This is a genomic window from Citrobacter sp. wls827, assembly GCF_005280875.1.
Classification (GTDB): Bacteria; Pseudomonadota; Gammaproteobacteria; order Enterobacterales; family Enterobacteriaceae; genus Citrobacter; species Citrobacter youngae.
In genome coordinates this window covers 15,031-39,084 of sequence record NZ_SZWR01000014.1, presented here as the reverse complement: position 1 = coordinate 39,084, position 24,054 = coordinate 15,031, and the positions used below count along the sequence as shown (strand labels likewise).

Annotated in this window: 23 protein-coding genes; 9 read left to right on the top strand and 14 right to left on the bottom strand. The window is 52.9% G+C overall.

Annotated features, from left to right (window positions below; translation table 11 throughout):
- The first annotated feature begins 72 nt into the window (after positions 1 to 72).
- From sbp to FDX03_RS09245, 4 genes are all read left to right on the top strand, one after another.
- The gene (gene sbp / locus FDX03_RS09260; RefSeq protein ID WP_048214006.1) at positions 73 to 1,062 is read left to right on the top strand and encodes a sulfate/thiosulfate ABC transporter substrate-binding protein Sbp; all 990 of its coding nucleotides are present in this window, start codon (positions 73 to 75) and stop codon (positions 1,060 to 1,062) included.
- A 104-nt stretch (positions 1,063 to 1,166) separates the two neighbouring features.
- The gene (locus FDX03_RS09255; RefSeq protein ID WP_115601202.1) at positions 1,167 to 1,916 is read left to right on the top strand and encodes a CDP-diacylglycerol diphosphatase; all 750 of its coding nucleotides are present in this window, start codon (positions 1,167 to 1,169) and stop codon (positions 1,914 to 1,916) included.
- 73 nt (positions 1,917 to 1,989) lie between these two features.
- On the top strand, positions 1,990 to 3,294 hold the full coding sequence (locus FDX03_RS09250; RefSeq protein ID WP_137345831.1) for an SLC13 family permease: 1,305 nt from the start codon (positions 1,990 to 1,992) through the stop codon (positions 3,292 to 3,294).
- Positions 3,295 to 3,407: 113 nt separating this feature from the next.
- The gene (locus FDX03_RS09245; protein ID WP_061066967.1) at positions 3,408 to 4,880 is read left to right on the top strand and encodes a DASS family sodium-coupled anion symporter; all 1,473 of its coding nucleotides are present in this window, start codon (positions 3,408 to 3,410) and stop codon (positions 4,878 to 4,880) included.
- A 41-nt stretch (positions 4,881 to 4,921) separates the two neighbouring features.
- Here FDX03_RS09245 and tpiA read toward each other — a convergent pair whose 3' ends face one another.
- Together tpiA and FDX03_RS09235 are read right to left on the bottom strand one after the other, a co-directional pair.
- On the bottom strand, positions 4,922 to 5,689 hold the full coding sequence (tpiA, locus tag FDX03_RS09240) for a triose-phosphate isomerase (protein ID WP_003028783.1): 768 nt from the start codon (positions 5,687 to 5,689) through the stop codon (positions 4,922 to 4,924).
- A gap of 111 nt (positions 5,690 to 5,800) precedes the next feature.
- Positions 5,801 to 6,397 (bottom strand): YiiQ family protein, encoded by a 597-nt coding sequence (locus FDX03_RS09235; RefSeq protein WP_061066968.1) that lies wholly within the window; start codon positions 6,395 to 6,397, stop codon positions 5,801 to 5,803.
- Between the two features lie 100 nt (positions 6,398 to 6,497).
- Between FDX03_RS09235 and FDX03_RS09230 the strand changes: the two genes are divergently transcribed.
- Entirely contained in the window at positions 6,498 to 6,926 is a 429-nt protein-coding gene (locus FDX03_RS09230; protein ID WP_005121733.1) for a DUF805 domain-containing protein, read from the top strand.
- A 33-nt stretch (positions 6,927 to 6,959) separates the two neighbouring features.
- Here the strand turns inward: FDX03_RS09230 and fpr are convergent, their stop codons facing one another.
- The 4 genes from fpr to FDX03_RS09210 all read right to left on the bottom strand — a co-directional run bounded on the left by fpr (position 6,960) and on the right by FDX03_RS09210 (position 11,323).
- A complete protein-coding gene (gene fpr, locus FDX03_RS09225) occupies positions 6,960 to 7,706 on the bottom strand; it encodes a ferredoxin--NADP(+) reductase (RefSeq protein WP_137345830.1) in 747 nt (248 codons plus the stop codon).
- Positions 7,707 to 7,801: 95 nt separating this feature from the next.
- Positions 7,802 to 8,812, bottom strand: coding sequence for a class II fructose-bisphosphatase (gene glpX / locus FDX03_RS09220; RefSeq protein WP_061066970.1), 1,011 nt, complete (start codon positions 8,810 to 8,812; stop codon positions 7,802 to 7,804).
- Positions 8,813 to 8,947: 135 nt separating this feature from the next.
- The gene (gene glpK / locus FDX03_RS09215) at positions 8,948 to 10,456 is read right to left on the bottom strand and encodes a glycerol kinase GlpK (RefSeq protein WP_048213999.1); all 1,509 of its coding nucleotides are present in this window, start codon (positions 10,454 to 10,456) and stop codon (positions 8,948 to 8,950) included.
- 21 nt (positions 10,457 to 10,477) lie between these two features.
- Entirely contained in the window at positions 10,478 to 11,323 is an 846-nt protein-coding gene (locus FDX03_RS09210) for an MIP/aquaporin family protein (RefSeq protein ID WP_048213998.1), read from the bottom strand.
- Between the two features lie 426 nt (positions 11,324 to 11,749).
- On the opposite strand from FDX03_RS09210, the gene zapB reads away from it, so the two are divergent.
- Positions 11,750 to 11,995: a septal ring assembly protein ZapB gene (zapB, locus tag FDX03_RS09205; protein WP_019077914.1), complete on the top strand. Its 246-nt coding sequence runs from the start codon at positions 11,750 to 11,752 to the stop codon at positions 11,993 to 11,995.
- 202 nt (positions 11,996 to 12,197) lie between these two features.
- Here zapB and FDX03_RS09200 read toward each other — a convergent pair whose 3' ends face one another.
- From FDX03_RS09200 to priA, 8 genes are all read right to left on the bottom strand, one after another.
- Positions 12,198 to 12,941, bottom strand: coding sequence for a 3-oxoacyl-ACP reductase family protein (locus tag FDX03_RS09200; RefSeq protein WP_061066971.1), 744 nt, complete (start codon positions 12,939 to 12,941; stop codon positions 12,198 to 12,200).
- Between the two features lie 188 nt (positions 12,942 to 13,129).
- Positions 13,130 to 13,615 (bottom strand): ribonuclease E activity regulator RraA, encoded by a 486-nt coding sequence (rraA, locus tag FDX03_RS09195; RefSeq protein ID WP_003028798.1) that lies wholly within the window; start codon positions 13,613 to 13,615, stop codon positions 13,130 to 13,132.
- A 92-nt stretch (positions 13,616 to 13,707) separates the two neighbouring features.
- Positions 13,708 to 14,637: a 1,4-dihydroxy-2-naphthoate polyprenyltransferase gene (gene menA / locus FDX03_RS09190; RefSeq protein WP_048213993.1), complete on the bottom strand. Its 930-nt coding sequence runs from the start codon at positions 14,635 to 14,637 to the stop codon at positions 13,708 to 13,710.
- Positions 14,638 to 14,704: 67 nt separating this feature from the next.
- Positions 14,705 to 16,036, bottom strand: coding sequence for an HslU--HslV peptidase ATPase subunit (gene hslU / locus FDX03_RS09185; RefSeq protein WP_003028803.1), 1,332 nt, complete (start codon positions 16,034 to 16,036; stop codon positions 14,705 to 14,707).
- Positions 16,037 to 16,045: 9 nt separating this feature from the next.
- Complete coding sequence (hslV, locus tag FDX03_RS09180) at positions 16,046 to 16,576, bottom strand: ATP-dependent protease subunit HslV (protein WP_003028805.1); 531 nt, start codon at positions 16,574 to 16,576, stop codon at positions 16,046 to 16,048.
- Between the two features lie 92 nt (positions 16,577 to 16,668).
- Positions 16,669 to 17,643 (bottom strand): cell division protein FtsN, encoded by a 975-nt coding sequence (gene ftsN / locus FDX03_RS09175; protein WP_137345829.1) that lies wholly within the window; start codon positions 17,641 to 17,643, stop codon positions 16,669 to 16,671.
- A gap of 93 nt (positions 17,644 to 17,736) precedes the next feature.
- The gene (gene cytR / locus FDX03_RS09170; RefSeq protein ID WP_003825179.1) at positions 17,737 to 18,762 is read right to left on the bottom strand and encodes a DNA-binding transcriptional regulator CytR; all 1,026 of its coding nucleotides are present in this window, start codon (positions 18,760 to 18,762) and stop codon (positions 17,737 to 17,739) included.
- A gap of 156 nt (positions 18,763 to 18,918) precedes the next feature.
- Positions 18,919 to 21,117: a primosomal protein N' gene (gene priA, locus FDX03_RS09165; protein WP_137345828.1), complete on the bottom strand. Its 2,199-nt coding sequence runs from the start codon at positions 21,115 to 21,117 to the stop codon at positions 18,919 to 18,921.
- Positions 21,118 to 21,321: 204 nt separating this feature from the next.
- On the opposite strand from priA, the gene rpmE reads away from it, so the two are divergent.
- The 3 genes from rpmE to FDX03_RS09150 all read left to right on the top strand — a co-directional run.
- Entirely contained in the window at positions 21,322 to 21,534 is a 213-nt protein-coding gene (gene rpmE / locus FDX03_RS09160; RefSeq protein WP_003028810.1) for a 50S ribosomal protein L31, read from the top strand.
- Between the two features lie 340 nt (positions 21,535 to 21,874).
- Positions 21,875 to 22,555 carry an oligogalacturonate-specific porin KdgM family protein gene (locus tag FDX03_RS09155; RefSeq protein ID WP_137345827.1) on the top strand — a complete coding sequence of 227 codons (681 nt, stop codon included), beginning with the start codon at positions 21,875 to 21,877 and terminating at the stop codon, positions 22,553 to 22,555.
- Positions 22,556 to 22,644: 89 nt separating this feature from the next.
- Positions 22,645 to 24,054 (top strand): MFS transporter (locus tag FDX03_RS09150; RefSeq protein ID WP_137345836.1); only part of this gene is annotated, 1,410 nt, incomplete at its 3' end.

Sequence of the window (24,054 nt, the reverse complement as noted above, 5' to 3'; positions counted from 1 at the left end):
TTTATTCTTTAATGTTTGGATGCCTTTCTGGCACGCTTTGCTCATCACAACATCACATAAGAGAGCTGGGCGATGAACAAATGGGGCGTAGGTTTAACATTATTGCTGGCATCGACCAGCGTTCTGGCAAAGGATATTCAGTTACTTAACGTATCGTACGATCCAACGCGTGAACTGTACGAGCAGTACAATAAAGCCTTCAGCGCGCACTGGAAGCAGGAAACGGGCGACAACGTCGTGATCCGCCAGTCGCATGGTGGTTCGGGTAAACAGGCGACTTCCGTCATCAACGGCATTGAAGCCGATGTCGTGACGCTGGCACTGGCATACGACGTGGATGCCATTGCTGAACGTGGCCGTATCGATAAAAACTGGATTACGCGCCTGCCGGACAACTCCGCGCCTTACACCTCCACCATCGTGTTCCTGGTCCGCAAAGGCAACCCCAAACAAATTCATGACTGGAACGATTTGATCAAACCGGGCGTGTCAGTGATTACACCAAACCCGAAAAGCTCAGGCGGCGCACGCTGGAACTATCTGGCGGCATGGGGCTATGCCCTGCACCACAACAACAACGATCAGGCCAAAGCGCAGGACTTCGTCAAAGCACTGTTTAAAAACGTTGAAGTGCTGGATTCCGGTGCGCGTGGTTCAACCAATACCTTCGTAGAACGCGGTATCGGTGATGTGCTGATCGCCTGGGAAAACGAAGCGCTGCTGGCAACGAACGAACTGGGTAAAGATAAATTCGAGATAGTGACGCCGAGTGAATCTATTCTCGCGGAGCCGACCGTTTCCGTCGTCGATAAAGTGGTGGAAAAGAAAGACACCAAAGCGGTGGCAGAGGCTTATCTGAAGTATCTCTACTCTCCGGAAGGTCAGGAAATTGCAGCGAAAAACTACTATCGTCCACGTGATGCAGACGTCGCGAAGAAATACGAAAATGCATTTCCGAAGCTGAAGCTGTTCACCATCGACGAAGAGTTTGGCGGCTGGACGAAAGCGCAGAAAGAGCACTTTTCTAACGGCGGTACGTTCGACCAGATCAGCAAACGCTAAATAAGTCTGTGATTTACCGACCCGGTGGCTTAACGCGACCGGGTTTTTTATTTGTCATCGTTTTGCGTTACTCTTGCGCCTCAATGGGATACAGGGAACGCGTAATGAAAAAAGCAGGTTATCTTTTACTGGTGGTGATTGTGGTTGCCGCCGCTGCGGGCGTTGGGTACTGGAAATTTAGCGGTAACCCGGACGCGTTACGCCAGATAGTCCTTGAACAATGCCTGCCACATCAATTGCAGCAGCACGATCCCGCGCCGTGTACTGAAGTTAAACCCGATGCCGGATATGTGGTATTCAAAGACCGAAACGGTCCGCTGCAATATCTGTTGATGCCCACTTACCGTATCAATGGTACGGAAAGCCCACTGCTGTTGAAATCAGGCACGCCGAACTTTTTCTGGTTGGCCTGGCAGGCGCGCAGCTTTATGAGCCAAAAATACGGGCACGAAATCCCTGACAAAGCGGTCTCGCTGACCATTAACTCGCGTAGCGGACGTACGCAAAATCATTTGCATATTCATATCTCCTGTCTGCGAACCGACGTCAGAACGCAACTGGATGATAATATAGCGGAAATCAGCACTCGCTGGTTGCCATTGCCCGGCGGATTGCGCGGGCATGAATATCTGGCGCGCCGCGTCACGGAAAATGAACTGGCGCAACGCAGCCCGTTTATGATGCTGGCAGAGGAGGTGCCGGATGCTCGCGAGCATATGGGCCGCTACGCCCTGGCAATGGTGCGTCAAAGCGACGAATCCTTTGTTCTGCTGGCGACCCAGCGCAATCTGCTGGCGCTCAATCTCGCCTCCGCTGAGGAAATTCAGGATCATCAATGTGATATTCTGCGTTAACCCCACCTAATCTGGCGTTTACTCCGCATGCCTGTCCCCGTATTCTTGTTGAAAAAAACAACAGGAGACAGGCATGTCGCTCTGGCTTACGCACCCTCTGTTTATTCCCTCTCTGGTGGTCGGCGTCACCATTTTGCTTTGGGCTACGTCGCCGTTGCCGGAATTTATCACGGCGCTGCTGTTCTTTGCCGTGGCGATGGTGGCCAAAATCGCGCCACCGGATGTCATCTTTGGTGGCTTTGCCTCATCGGCGTTCTGGCTGGTTTTCAGTGGTTTTGTGCTGGGTATCGCGATTCGTAAAACGGGGCTGGCGGACCGGGCGGCGAGGGCATTGTCGTCAAGGCTGACAGACTCCTGGCCATTAATGGTCGCAAGCGTAGTGCTATTGAGTTACGCGCTGGCGTTCGTCATGCCGTCCAACATGGGACGTATTGCGCTGCTGATGCCGATTGTCGCGGCGATGGCGAAACGGGCTGGAATTAACGACGGCACGCGCGCCTGGTATGGTCTGGCGCTTGCCGTGGGTTTTGGTACCTTCCAGCTTTCCGCCACGATCTTACCTGCTAACGTACCAAACCTGGTGATGAGTGGCGCTGCGGAAGGCTCTTACGGCATCCACCTCAATTATCTTCCCTATTTGCTGCTGCATACGCCCGTGTTGGGTTGGCTAAAAGGCGCGGTACTTATTGGTCTTATCTGCTGGCTGTTTCCCGGCCAACCTCATGCTCCGCGCGATCTGACGCCACCTGAGCCAATGAGTCGTGATGAAAAACGTCTGGCCTGGATGTTAGCGGTGGTGCTGTTTCTGTGGGTCAGCGAAAGCTGGCATGGTGTGGGGCCGGCATGGACCGGGCTGGTGGCGGCGGTGATTACGCTGTTGCCGCGCGTAGGATTTATTAATGGCGAAGAATTTTCCAGTGGGGTGAATATCCGTACCTGCATTTACGTGGCGGGTATTCTGGGGCTGGCCATCACCGTGACACAGACCGGTATCGGTAGCGCGGTAGGCGAGGCGCTGTTACAGGTGATGCCGCTGGATGCGGAAAAACCGTTTACCAGCTTCCTTGCATTGACCGGCATTACCACCGCGCTCAATTTCATCATGACGGCGAACGGCGTTCCGGCACTGTATACCACACTGGCACAAAGCTTTTCAGATGCGACCGGTTTCCCGCTACTCTCGGTGATTATGATTCAGGTACTGGGCTATTCCACACCGCTATTGCCGTATCAGGCATCACCGATTGTGGTGGCAATGGCGTTAGGAAAAGTACCGGCAAGAGCTGGAATGCTGCTGTGTATCGCGCTGGCGGCGGCAACGTATCTGATACTGCTGCCGCTGGATTATCTGTGGTTTAGCGTGTTGGGGAAATTATAGTTGCATCAGAATGTTAATTTTTTGTTTTGTGAGTGGGTGAATTGTATTATGCGCACCGATATTGGTTAATACCTGAGCGCATAATTGCGTGCTGGAAACTCAAGGATTGATTCATGGACAGATTGACCCCCATCCGCTGTTGGCCTGCCATCATCTCGATTGTTATTACGCTGACCATCTGGTTTGTTATCCCATGTCCAGCAGATGTCACCCCCGAGGCGTGGCATCTGCTGGCGTTATTTATCGGTACTATCGCGGCAATTATTGGTAAAGCGATGCCTATTGGCGCGATTGCGATTGTGGCAATTATGCTGGTAGCCATGACCGGCGTGACGCATCCCGGTAAACCCACCGCGGCGCTGAGCGATGCGTTAAGTGGTTTCTCCAACCAGCTTATCTGGCTGATCGGCATCTCGATTATGTTGTCGCAAAGCCTGTTGAAAACGGGGCTGGGCGCGCGTATCGGCTATGGGTTTATTGCTTTGTTTGGCAAAAGAACGTTGGGTATCGCGTGGGCGCTAACGCTGGCAGAAACGCTGATCGCACCCGTTACGCCAAGCAATACCGCACGCGGCGGCGGTATTATTCACCCAGTGATGCGGGCGATTGCGGAAAGTCTGGGTTCTCAACCCGGTGACAAAGAGAACGGTGCTACAGGTCGTTATCTGGCTCTGGTGAACTACAACATTAACCCGATCAGTTCGGCAATGTTTATTACCGCTACCGCGCCAAACCCGCTTATTGTGAGTTTCTTGACCAAAGGGACGGATGGGGTGCTGAATATGACCTGGGGAATGTGGGCGATTGCGGCGCTTCTTCCTGCCGTTGTCTCACTGGTCGTGATGCCTATTGTCATCTGGTGGCTCTATCCGCCCGCTATTACACGCACGCCGAATGCGCCAGAGTTTGCCCGGGAAAAGCTGGGGGCACTCGGTCCGTTGTCGCTGGCTGAAAAAATCACCCTCGCGGTTTTCGCTTTGCTGCTCTGCCTGTGGGCAGGTGTTCCTGCCATGCTGATGGGCAGTACCTGGGCCGTTAACCCCACCAGCGCGGCGCTCATTGGCTTGTCTGTTCTGTTAGTGACAGGGGTATTGAGTTGGGACGATATCCTTAAATGCCGCGGTGCATGGGATACGATAGTCTGGTTTGCCGCACTGGTTATGATGGCGGATTTCCTGAGCAAACTGGGTCTGGTGGGGTGGCTGGCGACGAGTGTTGGTAGCGCAATTGACCATCTCGGCGTGCACTGGAGTATCGCCACGCTGCTGCTGATCCTGCTTTATGTCTATTCACACTACTTTTTCGCCAGTACCACTGCACATATCACGGCCATGTTCGCGGCTTTCTTTGCTGCCGGATTAGGCCTCGGTGCTCCACCGGCGCTGCTCGGTCTGATGCTGGGCTTCTCCTCCTCCTTGATGATGTCACTCACGCACTATGGCACGGGTACTGCGCCTATTATCTTTGGTTCGGGCTATGTCACGCTGGCGGAGTGGTGGAAAACGGGGCTGGTGATGAGTGTGGTCAACCTGACCATCTGGGGTGTCACGGGGGCCTTCTGGTGGCACTGGCTGGGATACTGGTAAAGCGGGTATAAGAAGGGGAGCGATGCTCCCCTTTTAACAACTTAGGCCTGTTTAGCGGCTTCTGCTGCTTTAACGATGACTGCGAAGGCGTCTGCTTTCAGAGAAGCACCGCCAACCAGCGCACCGTCGATGTCCGGCTGAGCGAACAGTTCTGCGGCGTTTGCTGCGTTTACAGAACCGCCGTACTGGATGATAACTTGCTCAGCGATTTTCGCATCAGCTTTAGCAATGTGGTCACGGATGAATTTGTGGACTGCCTGAGCCTGAGCAGGCGTTGCAGATTTACCGGTACCGATAGCCCATACAGGTTCGTAAGCGATAACCACGCCTTCGAATGCTGCTGCGCCCTGAGTTTTCAGCACTGCGTCGATCTGACGTGCACAAACTTCTTCAGTTTTGCCCGCTTCGTTTTCCGCTTCGGTTTCACCGATGCACAGAACCGGGGTCAGACCCTGTTCTTTCAGCACAGCGAATTTCTTCGCGATCAGCTCGTCAGACTCTTTGTGGTAAGTACGACGCTCAGAGTGACCGATAATGATGTACTGCGCGCCGATATCTTTCAGCATTTCAGCAGAAGTTTCACCGGTGAATGCGCCAGACAGGTTCAGGTCAACGTTCTGCGCGCCCAGAATGATGTGGCTACCGGCAGCGGCGTGTTTCGCCAGGTCGATATACATTTCCGGCGGAGCGATTGCTACTGCACAGCCAGCAACGCCAGCCAGTTCTTTACGCAGGTTTGCAACCAGTTCGTTTACCATGTGGCGGCTGCCGTTCAGTTTCCAGTTACCCATCACTAAAGGATGTCGCATTTCATTTCTCCACGCTTGTCAGCGAATTAAGGAAGATGGCCGCCCGTCAGGGCAGCATGGTCTGTGAAACAGTATAGAGATTCATCTGCGGAAAGGCTTTGCTTTTTGTCATCAATTCGCCTTCTCAAGACTTTCTGATAGTGCCAGCTTAATCGGTTCAACAGCGAAGGTCAGCCCCTTTTCGCCGTTATCTGCAACAACATAGCGGATTGCGCCTTCCGTTTCGGCGTAATAGTGCTTACCTTTGCCGGCAGCGAGCAGTTTTTGCAGCTTTTTCTGACTCTGTTCTTTCGTCAACAGCGGCGCGACGGTGCGAATGACGGCGGTCATGTATTCCAGCGCTTTCGCTTTGGCCGCCTTTTGTTCTGGCCCCTGAATCGGCAGCCAGGTTATCTGCATACTTTTGATTTTTAAGGTGCCGCGCTCAAGGGCGGAGGACGCATACAGGTTTTCATTAATTTTACTGGCCGCGCGGGTGAGATTTGCCCGATCGCGGCTGCTGTCGATGGCACGGAACTCATTCAGAATAAGCTTCGGATTCTGCGTATTAAAGTTTTCGCGAAACTGGCTAATCGACAGGTCAAAGGTCGGCGCACCCGCCAGTAAATAGGGGGCCGTGGTTGCCGTCGATGGCTCTTCCGCCAGCGCCGCTGTATTCACGGACATGGCTGAAAACAATAATAAAAACAGTGTAAATCCTTGCTTCATCAATCGTACCTTTCATTCTCACTGCTCACGATTAAAACGGTAACCGTCGGGCTTGTCAAAAGGGTAAACTGTTCTGGAAGGTAATAATAAAGGAACTTACATGACCATACAGCAGTGGTTATTCTCATTTAAAGGGCGTCTTGGACGCCGTGATTTCTGGATTTGGATAGGCTTGTGGATAGTCGGGATGCTGGTTCTGTTCTCGCTGGCGAGTAAACAATTGCTCGATATCCAGACGGCGGCATTTTGTCTGGTTTGTCTGCTGTGGCCGACGGCTGCAGTCACAGTAAAACGTCTGCATGATCGGGGTCGCTCCGGCGCGTGGGCGTTCCTGATGATTCTTGCATGGATGCTGCTGGCCGGAAACTGGGCAGTATTGCCCGGTGTCTGGCAATGGGCGGTAGGCCGCTTTGTACCGACGCTGATTCTGGTGGGTATGCTTATCGATCTGGGCGCGTTCGTTGGCACCCAGGACGCAAATAAATACGGTAAGGACACGCAGGACGTAAAATACAGAGCTGACTCGTAGGCCGGATAAGCGTGAGCGCCATCCGGCAAGACCTCACCAGTAATGCTCAGCGGTCATATGGCCCGGTCGACGGCGCAGGTGTTTGGTCATTTGCCGGGTTTCTTTCAGCAACTGCTGCGTGTCGCGTACCATTTGCGGGTTACCACAGAGCATCACATGACTGGTTGCTGTATCCATGGGTAGCCCAACAGCAGCTTCCAGCGCGTCGCTCTCAATCAACGCCGGAACTCGCCCGGTTAATGAACCTGCGGCGGTTTCACGGCTCACAACCGTCTGGATACGTAATTTACCTTCGTAGCGTTTTTCCAGGTCCTGCATTAACGGCAGATAGCTTAAATCGGCGGCATAGCGGGCGGCATGGACCAGCACCAGATTCTTAAAACGGTCCAGATCTTTGCCCAACTGCAGAATCGATAAATATGGGCCGATAGCGGTACCGGTTGCCAGCATCCATAGCGTGTCACAATCGGGGACTTCATCCAGCACGAAGAAACCGGCGGCTTCACTCACCACCTGGACTTCGTCGCCAGGTTTCAGTGCGGCCAGACGGGGGCTGAGTTTTCCGTCAGGAACCGTCACCAGATAGAACTCTAAATCGGGGTTATCAGGCGCATTCACGTAGGAATAGGCACGCTGGACGCGCTCGCCGTCGATTTCGAGGCCGAGCTTGGTAAACTGACCTGCGGTGAAGGGAAGAACCGGAGCTCGCACGGTCAAACTAAATAAGGCATCGGTCCAGTTCTGTACCTTAGTGACTTTGCCTGTTACCCAATCTGCCATGGTTTTCTCCTGTCTGCTGTGATTGCCTTATCTTCGTTCGTTGCACGAAAGATTTCCAGCCCAGATGGGCTGGAAGGCTCTATTGATCAAATCAATTACAGGATATGCGTCTGTACATCCGGATCTTTGCGATCGAGGTAGTGGATGGACTGAATACGACGGATCGTACGTGATTTCCCACGGATCAGCAGTGTTTCGGTGGTGGCAATATTACCTTTGCGGCTAATCCCTTCCAGCAGATCGCCTTTGGTGATGCCGGTCGCGGAGAAAATAACGTTGTCGCTGCGGGCCATTTCATCCAGACGCAGCGCTTTACCTGCCTCAATACCCATCGCGGCGCAGCGAGCCAGCTCCTGTTCGCCGATACGACGGTTCTCTTCGCTGTCGCCTTTGACGTCATGGCGAGCCAGCAGGCGGCCTTGCATGTCGCCATCCAGAGCGCGGATAACGGCGGCAGAGACGACACCTTCCGGCGCGCCACCAATGCCGTACAGCACGTCAACTTCGCTGTCTGGCATGCAGGTCAGAATCGAGGCCGCCACGTCGCCGTCAGGAATGGCGAAGACGCGTACGCCCAGTTTTGTCATCCCGGCAATAACCTCGTCATGGCGTGGTTTTGCCAGGATGGTAACGGTCAGTTCGCTGAGCGGTTTGTTGAGCGCGGTAGCAATGTTACGCAAGTTGGCTTCCAGCGACAGGTTCAGGTCGATGGACCCTTTTGCGCCTGGGCCGACAATCAGCTTTTCCATGTACATATCCGGCGCGTTCAGGAAGCAGCCTTTATCGCCAACGGCCAGTACGGCCAGCGCGTTGGCCTGACCCATGGCCGTCATGCGTGTGCCTTCGATAGGATCGACGGCGATGTCGACCGCATCACCAAGACCGGTCCCGACTTTTTCACCGATAAACAGCATCGGCGCTTCATCAATCTCACCCTCGCCAATCACGATGGTGCCGTCGATGTTGACCTGGTTGAGCATAATACGCATGGCGTTCACCGCCGCGCCGTCAGCGGTATTTTTATCGCCGCGGCCCAGCCATTTATAGCCAGCCAGCGCGGCCGCTTCGGTCACGCGTGAAAATTCAATGGCAAGTTCTCGTCTCATTGCAAACTCGTAGCTGAAAGGAATGGCGCGAAGTGTAGCACAGGGGAGGGGACGAGATTATTGATGTGTGTGCGGGGTTGCCCCCGCACGAAGAGATTGCCGGATAAGCCAAAGTTGCCATCCGGCAATGACGTATTACTCGTCGTGATCTTCCCACGCCAGAGCGCGTTTGACCGCTTTTTTCCAGCCGCTGTAACGGAAGTTACGTTCGGTGGTTTCGATGCCAGGGCGGAACTCACGCTCAATGACCGCTTTTTCCTGCAGCTCATCCAGATTCTGCCAGAAGCCGACAGCCAGACCGGCCAGATATGCTGCGCCTAATGCGGTGACTTCGCGGACTTCCGGACGCTCTACGCGGGTACCCAGAATGTCAGACTGGAACTGCATCAGGAAGTTGTTGGCGACCGCACCGCCATCGACGCGCAGGGCGTGTAAACGAATACCTGAGTCCGCCTGCATCGCTTCCAGCACGTCACGCGTCTGATAAGCGATAGACTCAAGCGTTGCACGGATGATGTGGTTGGAGTTTACGCCACGGGTCAGGCCGAAGATGGCGCCGCGTGCATACGGGTCCCAGTACGGTGCACCCAAACCGGTGAACGCCGGAACAACATATACGCCGTTGGTGTCTTTCACTTTGGTGGCGAAATACTCAGAGTCGAATGCATCGCTGATGAGTTTCATTTCATCGCGCAGCCACTGAATGGATGCGCCAGCCATAAATACCGCACCTTCCAGCGCGTAGTTCACTTCCCCGGTCGGTCCGCAGGCGATAGTGGTCAGAAGTCCATTTTCTGACTTAACGGCTTTCTCGCCAGTATTCATCAGCATGAAGCAGCCAGTACCGTAGGTGTTCTTCGCCATCCCTTCTTTCACGCACAGCTGGCCGAATAGTGCAGCCTGCTGGTCACCCGCGATACCGGAGATAGGAATACGTGTGCCGCCTTTACCACCGATGTTGGTCTGGCCATAGACTTCAGAAGAACGACGCACTTCTGGCAGCATGGCGCGCGGAATGTCCAGCGCATCCAGCATCGTGTCATCCCAGTCCAGGGAGTGGATGTTGAACAGCATGGTACGTGAAGCGTTGGTGTAATCCGTGACGTGTACGCGTCCCTGCGTCATTTTCCAGATAAGCCAGGTGTCAACGGTACCGAACAGCAGTTCGCCACGACGAGCGCGCTCACGCGAGCCTTCTACGTGGTCGAGGATCCACTTCACCTTGGTACCGGAGAAGTACGGGTCAATCACCAGGCCGGTGTTGTTACGGATGTATTCTTCCATGCCATCGCGCTTGAGCTTTTCGCAGATATCTGCGGTACGACGACACTGCCACACAATGGCGTTATAGATTGGTTTACCGGTCTCACGCTCCCAGACGATGGTGGTCTCACGCTGGTTGGTAATACCGATCGCTGCGATTTCATCGGAACTGATATCGGCTTTCGCCAGAACTTCAACCAGCGTAGAGCTTTGGGTTGCCCAAATTTCCATTGGGTCGTGTTCTACCCAACCTGCTTTCGGGTAGATTTGCTCGAATTCGCGCTGTGAAACGGCAACGATATTCGCATCGTGGTCCATTACGACCGCGCGGGAGCTGGTGGTGCCCTGGTCGAGCGCAACGATATATTTTTTTTCAGTCATAATTTTTGTCCCGTAGTCACATTACAGCGAAGCTTTTTGTTGAGTGTTAGCCGCCGCGTCTTTTTCTTCAATCGCGCAGACATCGCACGGTAAATGGCGACCAATCAGTTTGCGATATGCCCATGCGCCCAAAATCGCGCCGGTAATTGGGCCAAACACCGGAACCAGGAAGTAAGGGATATCACGACCACCCGTGAAGGCAATCTCACCCCATCCGGCCATCCAGGCGAAGAGTTTCGGTCCGAAGTCACGTGCCGGGTTCATCGCAAAACCGGTCAGTGGGCCCATGGATGCACCAATAACGGCAATCAGTAAGCCGATCAGCAGCGGTGCCAGTGGACCACGCGGTACACCATTACCATCATCGGTCAGTGCCAGAATCAGCCCCATTAGAATAGCGGTAATGACCATTTCAACCGCGAAGGCCTGCACAAAATTGATATGCGGGTTTGGATAGGTGGAGAAAGTACCTGCCAGATTGAGGCTTTCTACACTACCGCGCACGATATGGTTCGTTTGTTCGAAATCGATGAAAAGATTGTAATAAAGCCCGTAAACCAGTGCCGCTGCGCAAAAGGCGCCGGCAATTTGCGAAATAATAAAAGGAACGACTTTGCGTTTGTCAAAACACGCAAACAGCCATAGTGCGATTGTGACTGCTGGATTCAGGTGTGCGCCAGAAACGCCTGCGGTCAGATAGATAGCCATGGCTACCCCCAGACCCCAGATGATACTGATTTCCCACTGACCAAAAGTAGCCCCGGCCACTTTGAGTGCAGCGACACAACCCACACCGAAGAAAATCAACAACCCGGTACCGAGGAATTCAGCAATGCACTGGCCTTTCAAGGTTGATGTTTGACTCATAATCGGATCCTGAAGAGTTTAATGTTTATTGTATGCGAGAAGGTCACTGACATCCCCGGAGCCGGTAGGCACACTGTTAATTTATCGTTAACGCTCAAAAACGAGAAATATCGAAATTAAAATGTGTGTACTCCATCAACAAAATGAGCGTTTTCGCGCCATTGCGCGGTATTTGTTATACAAAAATAGTGTGAGCTGAATCATTTCACCGATCATCCTGTTAACACTTAAGAGTTATGACCGTTGTGTCACCAGGACAAAGATTAAAAGTGTTGCAAACCGCAATCTGCGCGGGATGCCGCTGGACAGGGATGGCGCGGCTTCATACAATCGGTGTTAAGTAGTGTGCGCTCGTTTTTATTAAGGCGTCGCCGGTTATCGGGACGAGGATTTTTATCCATCAACGCCTTGCAATTCAGGAGAGGTATGACGATGTCATTAGAAGTGTTTGAGAAACTGGAAGCAAAAGTACAGCAGGCGATTGATACCATCACGCTGTTGCAGATGGAAATCGAAGAGCTGAAAGAAAAGAACAACTCACTGTCGCAGGAAGTTCAGTCTGCACAGCAGCAGCGTGAAGAGCTGGAGCGTGAGAACAACAACCTGAAAGAACAGCAGAACGGCTGGCAGGATCGTCTGCATGCCCTTTTAGGTCGTATGGAAGAAGTCTAATTACGCTTCATCTTTCGTGCCGTAGCTGCGTTGGCTGCGCTCAGTTACCCCAGTCACGTAGTTTACTACGCTCCTGGGGATACCTTCGTTTGCCGCCTTGCTACAACACGAAATCTCTTGCGTAATCGTTCCTGTGTAGGCCGGATAAGGCGTAAGCCGTCATCCGGCAATACAAACGTTTTACCGCAACACAACGTTAATTTCAGGCATTCAAACCCCCATCTACGTCCAGACCGGTGCCGGAAATCTGCCCAGCCGCTGGGCTTGCCAGAAACGTCACCGCCGCTGCAACATCCTCCGGTGTTCCATAATGCCCTGTAGCAATAAGCTGCCGTTGGGATTCTGCCTGCTCGCCATCTGCCGGGTTCATATCACTGTCAGTTGGGCCGGGATGGACAAGATTAACGGTAATACCCCGTGGGCCGAGATCACGAGCCAGGCCACGGGTTAGCGAGTTGAGCGCTGATTTAGTCATCGCGTAGACAGCAATTCCCGGCTGGGCGACGCGGTTGGCAAGACAACTGCCAATATTGATGATTCGCCCACCTTCAGGGAGATGCGGCAGCGCGGCCTGTATGGCAACTACCACGCCACGGATGTTCACGTTAATCAATGCGTCGATGTCCTCCAGTGACAGCGACTCCAGCGGGCCGCCACGTGCGATCCCTGCGTTGTTGACCAGAATATCCAGTCCTCCGAGTGACTGTACAGTGCGGTGTACGGCGTTCTGAATCGCCTGAGCGTCTGCACTGTTTGCCTGAATCGCCTCACCATGGCGGCCAAGCGCTGTAATTTCATCGGCAACGGCCTGGGCTTTCTCCGCAGATTTTTCATAGGTTATAACAACATCAGCACCGGCTTTCGCCAGCGACAGTGCAATGGCGCGCCCTAATCCACGACTGGCTCCGGTGACCAGCGCTTTTTTACCTGTCAGATCGATATGCATGATGACCTCGTGATGAGAGTGATGAGATTCATCATTAGGTATAGAGAGAGTTTTTTCTTCGTCAATGCGCAGGATAGGGGAATCGAAAGGGGAAAGTGACAAAAAGAGGCTCTGGAGATTTCCAGAAGCGAAAAAAAGCCAGTCAGTTGTTTAACCGACTGGCATCACACCGAATTGCGGTGTTTTCTTTACTCGATATCGAGCGGGTCTTCGGAGAGGATTATCCCGGTGTTGTCGGCGTACAGGTGGTCGCCGGAGAAGAACGTTACGCCGCCAAAGTTGACGCGTACATCGCTTTCCCCAATACCTTCCCCTGCGGCACCGACCGGAATTGCGGCAATCGCCTGAATGCCGATATCCAGTTCTTCCAGATCGTCTACCTGACGGACTGAGCCGTAGATGACCAGACCTTCCCATTCATTCTGTACGGCCAGTCGAGCCAGTTCGGCATCGACCAGCGCACGACGGACAGAACCGCCGCCATCGACCAGCAGAATGCGACCACGGCCATTTTGTTCGAGCAGATCGTACAGCAACCCGTTGTCCTCGAAACATTTTACCGTGATGATTTGTCCGCCAAACGACGACCGTCCTCCAAAGTTAGAGAACAGTGGTTCCACGACGTTGACATCTTCCTGATAGATGTCACAAAGCTCGGATGTATCGTATTTCATAGGCTCAACGTTCAGTTGCTGCGAGAATTTTTAGTATATCGCGCTATGTGTACTGTTGGCAAAATCATCAATTGTTAATTGATATTTGTCAGTTAAAGAGACCACTGACTTAAGAAAATTCCAACAACAAACAGCAGGTTAGTCAACAGTGCCGCTTTTACGGTGCGTTCCAGCATCGGGCGCATTGCCGCTGGATCCATCTCACGCATCACGTATCGCGCCTGCTTAATCAGTAGCGGAGCGGCGAGGATAAACAGCCATCCCCACAGGCTTTGCAGTGAAAACAGGTTAAACAGCGCCAGGCAGACCAGCGTCCCCATCAGCAGACAGGCGTGGTAGCGGCGGGCATTGACGGCGCCTAAACGCACCACCAGCGTATTCTTGCCGTTCTCTCTGTCGCTGTTGATATCGCGCAGGTTGTTGACGTTGAGCACGGCAGTTGCCAGCAGGCCGCAGGCGGTTGCCGGCAGGATTAACGCCGGAATCAGCGTATGCGCCTGCAGGTACCAGCTCCCCATAACGCTCAGCCAGCCGAAGAACACCAGCACGGAAATATCACCGAGGCCGATGTAGCCGTAAGGGCGATTACCTACGGTGTAAGTGATCGCGGCGATAATCGACAGGCCGCCGAGAATCAGGAAGCCGACAAAATCCGCCAGCGTGTGACATGCCACCGCCACCAGCGCCAGACCGGACAGGCAGATTAAGACCACGGTGACAATCAGCGCACGCTTCATCTCCTGCTGGGTAATAACGCCTTTTTGCATGCCACGCAGCGGTCCGATGCGGTCGGGCTTGTCGCTGCCTTTGACGGCATCGCCATAGTCGTTCGCGAGATTGGACAGGATTTGCAGCAGTCCTGCAGTAATCAATGCCAGCAGAGCGACCAGCGGATCAAAGAACCCTTGCCACCATGCTAATGCCGTACCGACGATGATCGCCGCGAAGGCGAGCGGTAAGGTCTTAGGTCGTAAACTTTCCAGCCAGGCTTGTGAGCGGCTAATTTGTTGTTGTTCAGTCATATTTAGCGCCAATAAAAATGGGGCTTTATCAGCCCCATCAACAGTGATGAAAATGCATTGAACGCGATTATAGGATAAAACGGCTCAGATCTTCATCTGCGACCAGCGCATCCAAATGTTTGCTCACATATTCGGCATCAATTGTGATGCTTTGACCGTTCAAATCGCTCGCATCATAGGAAATATCTTCCATCAGACGCTCAAGAACGGTATGCAGGCGACGCGCACCGATGTTTTCGGTGGTTTCGTTAACCTGCCAGGCCGCTTCGGCAATGCGTTTAATACCCGATTCGGTGAAGTTGATGTCCACACCTTCAGTCGCCATCAGCGCTTTGTACTGCACGGTGATAGAGGCATTCGGTTCGGTAAGGATACGCTCAAAATCGCTGGTGGTCAGCGCCTGCAGCTCGACACGAATCGGCAGACGACCCTGCAGTTCCGGGATCAGGTCGGACGGTTTCGCCACCTGGAATGCGCCAGAGGCGATAAACAGGATGTGATCGGTTTTCACCATACCGTGTTTGGTAGAGACGGTGCAGCCTTCAACCAGCGGCAGCAGGTCGCGCTGTACGCCTTCACGGGAAACATCCGGACCGGAGGATTCGCCGCGCTTACAGATTTTGTCGATTTCGTCGATAAACACGATCCCGTGCTGTTCAACGGCGTCGATAGCTTCCTGTTTCAGCTCTTCCGGATTGACCAGTTTGGCCGCTTCTTCTTCAATCAGCAGCTTCATTGCGTCTTTGATTTTCAGCTTACGCGGTTTTTGCTTCTGACCGCCCAGGTTCTGGAACATGGACTGCAGCTGGCTGGTCATCTCTTCCATTCCCGGAGGCGCCATAATTTCAACGCCCATCGGTGCGGCCGCGAGATCGATTTCGATCTCTTTATCATCCAGCTGGCCTTCACGCAGTTTTTTACGGAACGCCTGACGCGCTGCAGAAGGCTCCTGCGGCTGCTCTGACTGTCCCCAGTTATTTTTAGCCGGTGGGATCAGCACGTCGAGAATGCGCTCTTCCGCCATTTCTTCTGCGCGGAAGCGGTTTTTCTCGATTGCCTGAACGCGAACCATCTTAATGGCAGCATCGGTCAGATCGCGGATGATCGAGTCAACTTCTTTACCAACATAGCCAACTTCGGTGAATTTCGTTGCTTCAACTTTGATGAACGGCGCGTTGGCCAGTTTTGCCAGGCGACGGGCGATTTCGGTTTTACCGACGCCGGTCGGGCCAATCATCAGAATGTTTTTCGGTGTGACTTCATGGCGCAGTTCTTCGTTGAGCTGCATGCGGCGCCAGCGGTTACGCAGGGCAATCGCCACGGAACGCTTAGCGTTATCCTGGCCGATGATGTGTTTGTTCAGTTCGCTGACAATTTCGCGTGGGGTCATTTCAGACATGGGGGATCCTTACGCTTTGGAGTTCAATTCTTCGATGGTATGGAAGTGGTTGGTATAAATGCAGATATCCCCTGCAATATCCAACGCTTTCTCAGCAATTTCGCGTGCGCCAAGCTCGGTGTTTTCCAGCAGAGCGCGTGCTGCAGCCTGGGCGTAGGGACCGCCGGAGCCGATGGCAATCAGATCGTTTTCTGGCTGAATGACGTCACCGTTACCGGTGATGATGAGCGATGCTGTTTCATCTGCAACGGCCAGCAACGCTTCGAGTTTGCGCAGCATACGGTCGGTACGCCAGTCTTTAGCCAGCTCAACGGCGGCCTTAACCAGGTGACCCTGGTGCATTTCCAGTTTGCGTTCAAACAGTTCAAACAGCGTGAATGCATCCGCAGTCCCGCCCGCAAAGCCCGCAATGACTTTGTCGTTGTACAGACGGCGGACTTTTTTCACGTTGCCTTTCATTACGGTGTTACCCAGTGTGGCCTGACCATCACCGGCGATTACCACATGGCCGTTACGGCGTACGCTTACTATTGTTGTCACGAGCAGACCCCTTGGTTACAAATGCAGAATACAGGCCCCGCACAGTTGTACGGGGCGTAATGCAAGTATAGATGGGGGAGATTTTGGGGGTTTCAACCCCCAGTGGCGAGTCGAATGCAGTTTGTGTGGCCGGCAACTTTCAGGCGGCTGATGGTATTGTCGGCATTTTCCTTGCCTTTCACCGGGCCAATCACCACGCGATTCCAGCCGTTGTTGGTGGTAATGCGGGAGTTGAAGCCTTCAAAAGCCAGCTGCGCCCGCACGGTTTCTGCTTGCTCTGCGCCTTTAAATGACCCGCACTGCACCATCCAGCGGCGTTCGTCTTTTTTCTCCGCCGTCTGTTTTGGCGGCTGCGTTTCATTCGTTATTGGCGCGGCCGGCTGCGTTTTCGGCTGCGCGGCGGTGGTGTGCGCAGGCGTCTGCAACAGATCCTGATACGGCTGCTGGGCCACTGGTTTTGGCTGCGCTTTCGGCTGTTGTACCGGTGCGGCTTGTGCCGTACGCGTTTGTGGCTGCTGGTAAGGCTGTTCCGTCGCCCGTGGGCGCGGCTGCTGAGCCTGCTGCTGCGTGTTGGCCCATTGCTGTTGCTGCACCTGGCGTTGGCGCTGCAGCGTTTGCTGGCGCTGTTCAGGCGTTTGTTCGTTCCACGGTACTTCGTTGAGCTGTGTAGGCTGTTGACGCATATCAGCCTGCATTTGCGCCAGCAACTGGCGCTGCTCATTGGTCAACTGATCGGCGTTAAGCACTTCGCCACCCGCAGAGGGTTCGGTAGGCGCACGCACGCCAGGCTGACGGCTTTCCAGCTCTTTGATATAGCGCCAGCGTTCTTCCGGTTTAGGCGGGATGCCATTACCGGTGACTTTCTGGCTTTGCAGCGTCTCGGACTCTTCTTTCTTGTGATGCGTAATGAAGTACAGACCACCGATAAAGGTCACGAGTACGGCTGCAGCAATAGCGACCATCGCGGGGGATGCCGCTGGCGTACTGCGTTGCTTTTTCCGTGATGTGCTCTTTTTGCGCCGCGAAGGTGCCGGTTGGCCGCGACGTACATAATCTCGTTGTGCCACTATCGTTTCGCTGTATTTATTCGTTCGTCAGCCCGCCATGTTACTTAAGCGACGGGCCTTTGACCAGACAGGGGAGTCCGAAAGCACTTTACTTTACGTCAGTGCCCGGGTAGTACCCCGAATAATTAGCTCGCAGTCCAGTAAACGTGAGCCACTGCTGACGCTCTGCCCTTGTAATTGATCGAGCAGTAACAGCATAGCTTCACGTCCGATATCGAAACGCGGTTGTGCGACGGTTGTCAGGGGTGGATCACAAAATTCCGTCAGTGAAATATTATCGAAGCCAATGATAGATAAATCATCCGGTACTTTTAAGCCCTGACGTTTGGCGTAAGAGAGTGCGCCAAGCGCCATCACATCGCTGTGACAAAAGACCGCGGTCGGAGGTTGCGGTAGCTCAAGCAGCTGTTTTAACGCGTTGGCGCCCGCTTCATAGGTGAAATCACCGCGCGCGATGAAGTGTGGATCGACGGTAATTCCACTGCGGCGTAGTGCCTGAACATAGCCTTGCAGGCGGTAGTGGCACAGCGGCATATCCTCTGGCCCGGCAATACAACCAATGCGCTTATGCCCCAGTTCCAGCAGATAATTCATCGCGTTAAAGGCGGCAGTGAGGTTATCAATGTGCACGGTGGGCAGTTCCAGCTCTGGCGCGAACTCGTTGGACATGACCATCGGCGGCAAGTTGCGTTGCTCTTCCACGCTGGCATCAAACGGCAGGCGCGAGCTGAGCAGGACCATGCCATCGATCTGCTTGGTGATTATGAGATTGAGGAAGGTCTTTTCCTGCTGGTTCTGGTGCGCGCAATCGCCGATCAGCACCAGATATCCCTGTTCTGCGGCGGTCACTTCTATGCCGCGAATCACTTCGCTAAAAAAGGGATCGCAGATATCCGGCACAATCACCAGAATGGTACGTGACTCATTACGCTTAACATTGCGTCCCATTGATTGGGGTAAATATCCCACTTCCAGCGCGGCCTGCTCAACCTTGTTACGGGTTGACTGTGAGACTTTGTCCGGGTTCATTAATGCGCGGGATACGGTTGCCGTTGAGACTTTCGCCTTCAGAGCAACATCTTTCATCGTAGCGGCGGCAACCTGCTTATTCGGTTTCACTCTTTCTCCTCGCCAGAGGGCTGCTGGCACAGACTCGTCCCTGGGTAACCTTCATCTGAAACATTTTTATCAGATAGTTAATGGAAGCGGTTACAGAATTTTCATAAAAAGTGTGATGGATGTTTAATTTTACGATCCGCCTCGCATCATGAGGCATTATCCCTCGATGGGATCGACATCCAGCACCCATTTAACCTTACGTGCATCGGGTAACGTATTGATCAGCGCCAGCGTGCCGCTGATGATATGTTGCAGGCGAATTCTCGACGGGTGCTGCAACAAAATTTGCCAGCGATAGCGACCGCCGCGTTTGGGCGCCAGGGCGGGAACCGGGCCGAGCACCCACAGCTTGTCATCAGACAGCGGACTGGCCTGAATCAGATTTCGTAACTGCTGTAAGAACATTGGCGCATGCTGGTTATTATGATCTTCTGCCCGCACGATCACATGGCTGGTCCACGGTGGAAGCTGGAGCGTTTGTCGCTCGGCCAGCGCCTGTTCGGCAAACGCGTCGTAACCTTTATACAGCAAGGTTTGTAGCAACGGATGTTCAGGATGGTGCGTTTGCAGCACTACTTCGCCTTGTTTCCCGGCGCGCCCAGCTCGTCCGGAAACCTGGGTATAAAGTTGGGCGAAACGTTCAGCCGAACGGAAATCGGCAGAGAATAGCGCCCCGTCAACATCCAGCAGTGCAACCAGCGTGACATCCGGAAAGTGGTGGCCTTTGGCCAGCATTTGTGTGCCGATAAGAATGCGAGCGCCGCCGCGATGCACTTCCGCCAGATGCTGCTCCAGCGAGCCTTTACGGCTGGTTGTGTCGCGATCGATGCGTGAAATCGGCACACCGGGGAAAAACGGTGCCAGAGCCTGCTCAAGCTGTTCGGTGCCAAGTCCAACCGGAACCATATGCGTCGAGCCGCAGGAAGGACACTGACGCGGTATTGGGCGCTGGCTGTCGCAGTGGTGGCAGCGTAAATGGTGCTGTGCCTGATGCAGGGTATAGTAGTGATCGCAGCGCGGGCATTCGGCAATCCAGCCGCAGTCGTGGCACAGCAGCGCAGGGGCAAAACCCCGGCGGTTCAAAAACAGAATTACCTGGTTATCTGCTTGCAGATGCTGACGCATGCGGGTGATAAGCGCAGGGGCGAGTCCGGCCTGCACCTGCTGACCTTTCAGATCAAGCACGTGCTGAGTGGCTGGGCGTGCATTCCCGGCGCGGCGCGTCAGGCGCAGCATGCGGTATTTTTTCTGCCGCACGTTGCACAGCGTTTCCAGCGCCGGGGTGGCTGAGCCGAGAATAATCGGGATCTGCTCGCTGTGGGCGCGATAAACCGCGAGGTCGCGCGCATGATAGCGCCAGCCTTCCTGCTGTTTATAAGAGCTGTCGTGCTCTTCGTCGATGACAATCACGCCCAGATTTTTAAACGGCGTAAACAGCGAGGAGCGCGTGCCGATAACAATCGCCGCTTCGCCATTTTTCGCCTTCAGCCATGCCGAAAGACGTTCACTGTCATTTAAACCCGAGTGCAGGACTTCGACCGGCGCATTGAAGCGTTCGCGAAAACGGGCAATAGTTTGCGGCGTCAGGCCAATCTCCGGCACCATCACCAACGCCTGCTTGCCCTGGGCAAGGACATTTTCCAGTACGCTTAGATAGACCTCTGTTTTGCCCGACCCCGTCACGCCCGCTAATAGCCAGGCGCTAAAGCTGTCCGACGCGCTATGAATCGCGCCAACAGCGGTGGCTTGCTCGGTATTCAGCCGCAGACGCTCACCGGAAACGGCGTAGTGCGTACGCCAGTCGCTAAAGCCTGGCGTTTCACTCGCCAGGGAGCACAGACCTTTTTTCCGCAGTGCCTGTAATGCGGCGTCATTAAATTCCAGTTCAGCGACCTGGTCGCGCCATATTTTTCCCTGGCGTAGCGCAGCCAGCGCCTGCTGCTGTTTGGGAGAGCGCTTCAGGCTGTTCAGATCAATAACCTGGCCTTCTTCAGTGGCAAACCAGTACCACATGGGCGCGTTAGTCGCCGGACGTCCCTGGCGCAGTAAAATTGGCAGAGCGTGAAACAGTACGTCACCGATAGGATGATGATAATAATCCGCCGCCCACAACAGCAGACGCCAGACAGAGGTCGAGTAGACCGGTTCGCTGTCCAGCACTTCGAGAACGGCTTTCAATTCGCTCCGCGGTAGTTCACTGTGCTCGCTGACGGAAAGGACGATACCCACGCGCTCCTGCTGCTTGCCAAAGGGCACGCGTACACGGCACCCGGCTTTGGCGCTCATGCCTTCCGGCAGGAGGTAGTCAAAGGTGCGAGGTAGCGGAACGGGTAAGGCAACGTGCGCAACGGGCATTGAATCATCCTGACTTGAAATCTGGCGGGTTAGTATACACATTAGTGGAGGGTAGAATGCGGATCAGTTTGCATGAGCAGGTTAATTTCTGTATGATTCGCCGCCTTTGATACAAATTTGTATCACTGACCTATACTATTAACATCGCGTGGTGTCTGGCGTTAGGGCTGGAAGAGCGACGCGGCCTTAAACCGAGGTTTTCCCATGAAAAAAGATATTCACCCGAAATACGAAGAAATTACTGCAAACTGCTCTTGCGGTAACGTCATTAAAATCCGCTCTACTGTCGGTCACGATCTGAACCTCGACGTGTGCAGCAAGTGCCACCCGTTCTATACTGGCAAGCAGCGTGATGTTGCTACCGGTGGCCGTGTTGATCGCTTCAACAAGCGTTTCAGCATCCCGGGCAGCAAATAAGTTCCTGCTGTCAGAAAAAAGCGCCTTATGGCGCTTTTTTTGTATCTGTACTTGATAATAAAACTTACATTGATGTATTGAATGATGTTTCACTTTTAATAAATGAAACAGTGTTTTTATTTTTTAAGATAAAATATTCGCACTAGTGATCTTCGTCATTTTTATCTTCTGTTCTTTGCCACTCATGCCAATTCCTGGCAAAATCTCAAAGGTTTATCCCCTCTTTCTAAAATACACTTTCGCGGAAATATAAAATTATTCTTACGACTCTATTGCTTTCCTGTTTATAGCCCGGGATGTGATGGTGAATTTTCTTTATTTAGTGTGAAAAGGGATTGTCATGAAATTTAAATCTACCTTGTTACTTATTCCATTATTATCTGCGGCCGCGCAGGCGGGTTATGTTGATTACCGCCATGAATATTATGATGACGGGCGAAATTACGATCGTGTTTATATGTCTCATCGTTTTGCTACAGGTTTTGGTGTAGCGGTAGAGGCCATTTCACGTTCTGAAGATACGCAATCGAACGATGCGTGGAATAATATGGAAAGTAACGGTAACGAGTATACGGCAAGTTACCAGTTTACCTGGTGGGATCTCATCTGGCAGCCAGGTATTGCGATCGAAACGGGCGATAACATCACGATTTATAAACCTTATATCCGCGTGCAGTACAACATCAACGACAGCTGGTGGACCGCGTTCCGCTATCGTCAGGAGTACATGCGCAGAAACACTGACGGCAAAGATGACCGCATGGTCTATCGTCCGGAAGTCTGGCTTGGTTATAACGTCAATAACTGGATGTTTGAGCTAAACGGCATTTATAAAATTGCCGATAGCGAAGATTTATATAACAACCGAAAAGACGATTATGAATATAACTTCCGTGTCGCTTATAAAATAGATTCCTGGGTTCCATTTATTGAAATTGGTAATGTTTCTTCGGGTTATGACACCACCACGACTGACGATCGCCAGACCCGCTATCGTGTCGGCCTCGGTTATAACTTCTGATTGTTAATACTCTGCGTATTGGTTTATTACGTTGAACACCAGGATATACGCATAGTTTGCGTGAATAATATGTCTAAGGAGTTGACATCATGTCTAATGATGGAACAGTGAGTGGAAGTAATCAAGATATTGTCGTCAGACCTTTCGGATTCAGGGATAAAATTGGTTATTTGTGTGGTGACCTGGGAACCTGTTTTATTCTTGGGTTAGTAAATAGTTTTTTAATGATTTATTACACTAACGTCCTCGGCATTTCAGGAGTTATTGTCGGCTCGCTCTATTTTGTGACTAAGCTCTTTGATGCGTTTGTCGATGTTGGTGTAGGGCGCTTATGCGATACCTCTAAATTGACGGTACATGGACGATTTAATCCGTGGGTGCGCCGTATGAAGTACCCGTTCTGCATCATTGCGGTGGTCCTGTTCCTGCCGTTTGTGAATGATTTTTCTTATACGGCGAAAATTATCTATATCTGCTGTTCCTATTTTGTTTACGGTTCACTGTTATCGACAGTCAGCATTCCATATGGCGCCATGTCTGCGGCGATTAGCTCGAACCCGGAAGATCGGGTGTCACTGTCAACCTGGCGCAGCGTGGGTTCCGCCATCGGCGGTGGAGCAACCGGCTTTTTTATCCCGATTCTGATGTACACCACCCTGGTGGACGGAAGTCAGGTGATTTCCGGGCAACATTTCTTCTGGATTGCTATTGGTTGTGCCGTACTGGGCTTTATCTTTTTAACGTTGACCTGTCAGTTAACAACAGAACGTGTGCGCGTGGAGCGAAAAGAGAGTATGCCCGTATCGGTGCTGCTGAAGGGATTGTTACGCAATAAAGCACTGATCGTTTTAGTTGTGGTGGATCTGCTGATTGTGATTAACCAGGGGTTGTCAGGTACCAACATGACTTACCTGTTTAATGACTACTTCCACAACAAAGAGGCCATGTCCGTGGCGTTGCTATTTACCTTCGGCTCTCTGGTTTTGCTGGCACCCTCGGCGTCCTGGCTGACGAAGCGGTTTGGCAAAAAAGAGGCCAGCGTCGGCGCATTGCTCTTTGCGGTGGCGATGTATCTGATTATGTACTTCATCCATATTACGGACGCGAAAGTCTATTTGGTTTTCCTGTTCCTGGCGACGCTGGGGGCAGGGCTATTCAACCTGATGATTTGGGCGTTTATGACCGATGTTTGTGATTATCATCAGTATGTCACCGGCGATCGTGAGGATGGTACGGTTTACGGTGTGAACTTCTTTGCCCGCAAGGTGGGTCAGGCGTGTGCAGGGGCGATTGGTGGCTTTATGCTGGCCATCATTGGTTATCAATCTTCGTCAACGGGCGGTGCAGTGCAAACCAGCATTGTGCAGGAAAATATTTATACGATGGCAAATCTCTTGCCGGCTTTGTGCCTGTTTTTGGCGGCGGTTATTCTGATTTATTGCTATCCATTGAACCGCAGAGAAACGCTCAAAATGGAAGAAACATTGAATAAAATCAAT

Coding starts and splice junctions, on each gene's coding strand:
- sbp (WP_048214006.1), top strand. CDS start 73: ATGAACAAATGGGGCGTAGGTTTAACATTATTGCTGGCATCGACCAGC.
- FDX03_RS09255 (WP_115601202.1), top strand. CDS start 1,167: ATGAAAAAAGCAGGTTATCTTTTACTGGTGGTGATTGTGGTTGCCGCC.
- FDX03_RS09250 (WP_137345831.1), top strand. CDS start 1,990: ATGTCGCTCTGGCTTACGCACCCTCTGTTTATTCCCTCTCTGGTGGTC.
- FDX03_RS09245 (WP_061066967.1), top strand. CDS start 3,408: ATGGACAGATTGACCCCCATCCGCTGTTGGCCTGCCATCATCTCGATT.
- tpiA (WP_003028783.1), bottom strand. CDS start 5,689: ATGCGACATCCTTTAGTGATGGGTAACTGGAAACTGAACGGCAGCCGC.
- FDX03_RS09235 (WP_061066968.1), bottom strand. CDS start 6,397: ATGAAGCAAGGATTTACACTGTTTTTATTATTGTTTTCAGCCATGTCC.
- FDX03_RS09230 (WP_005121733.1), top strand. CDS start 6,498: ATGACCATACAGCAGTGGTTATTCTCATTTAAAGGGCGTCTTGGACGC.
- fpr (WP_137345830.1), bottom strand. CDS start 7,706: ATGGCAGATTGGGTAACAGGCAAAGTCACTAAGGTACAGAACTGGACC.
- glpX (WP_061066970.1), bottom strand. CDS start 8,812: ATGAGACGAGAACTTGCCATTGAATTTTCACGCGTGACCGAAGCGGCC.
- glpK (WP_048213999.1), bottom strand. CDS start 10,456: ATGACTGAAAAAAAATATATCGTTGCGCTCGACCAGGGCACCACCAGC.
- FDX03_RS09210 (WP_048213998.1), bottom strand. CDS start 11,323: ATGAGTCAAACATCAACCTTGAAAGGCCAGTGCATTGCTGAATTCCTC.
- zapB (WP_019077914.1), top strand. CDS start 11,750: ATGACGATGTCATTAGAAGTGTTTGAGAAACTGGAAGCAAAAGTACAG.
- FDX03_RS09200 (WP_061066971.1), bottom strand. CDS start 12,941: ATGCATATCGATCTGACAGGTAAAAAAGCGCTGGTCACCGGAGCCAGT.
- rraA (WP_003028798.1), bottom strand. CDS start 13,615: ATGAAATACGATACATCCGAGCTTTGTGACATCTATCAGGAAGATGTC.
- menA (WP_048213993.1), bottom strand. CDS start 14,637: ATGACTGAACAACAACAAATTAGCCGCTCACAAGCCTGGCTGGAAAGT.
- hslU (WP_003028803.1), bottom strand. CDS start 16,036: ATGTCTGAAATGACCCCACGCGAAATTGTCAGCGAACTGAACAAACAC.
- priA (WP_137345828.1), bottom strand. CDS start 21,117: ATGCCCGTTGCGCACGTTGCCTTACCCGTTCCGCTACCTCGCACCTTT.
- rpmE (WP_003028810.1), top strand. CDS start 21,322: ATGAAAAAAGATATTCACCCGAAATACGAAGAAATTACTGCAAACTGC.
- FDX03_RS09155 (WP_137345827.1), top strand. CDS start 21,875: ATGAAATTTAAATCTACCTTGTTACTTATTCCATTATTATCTGCGGCC.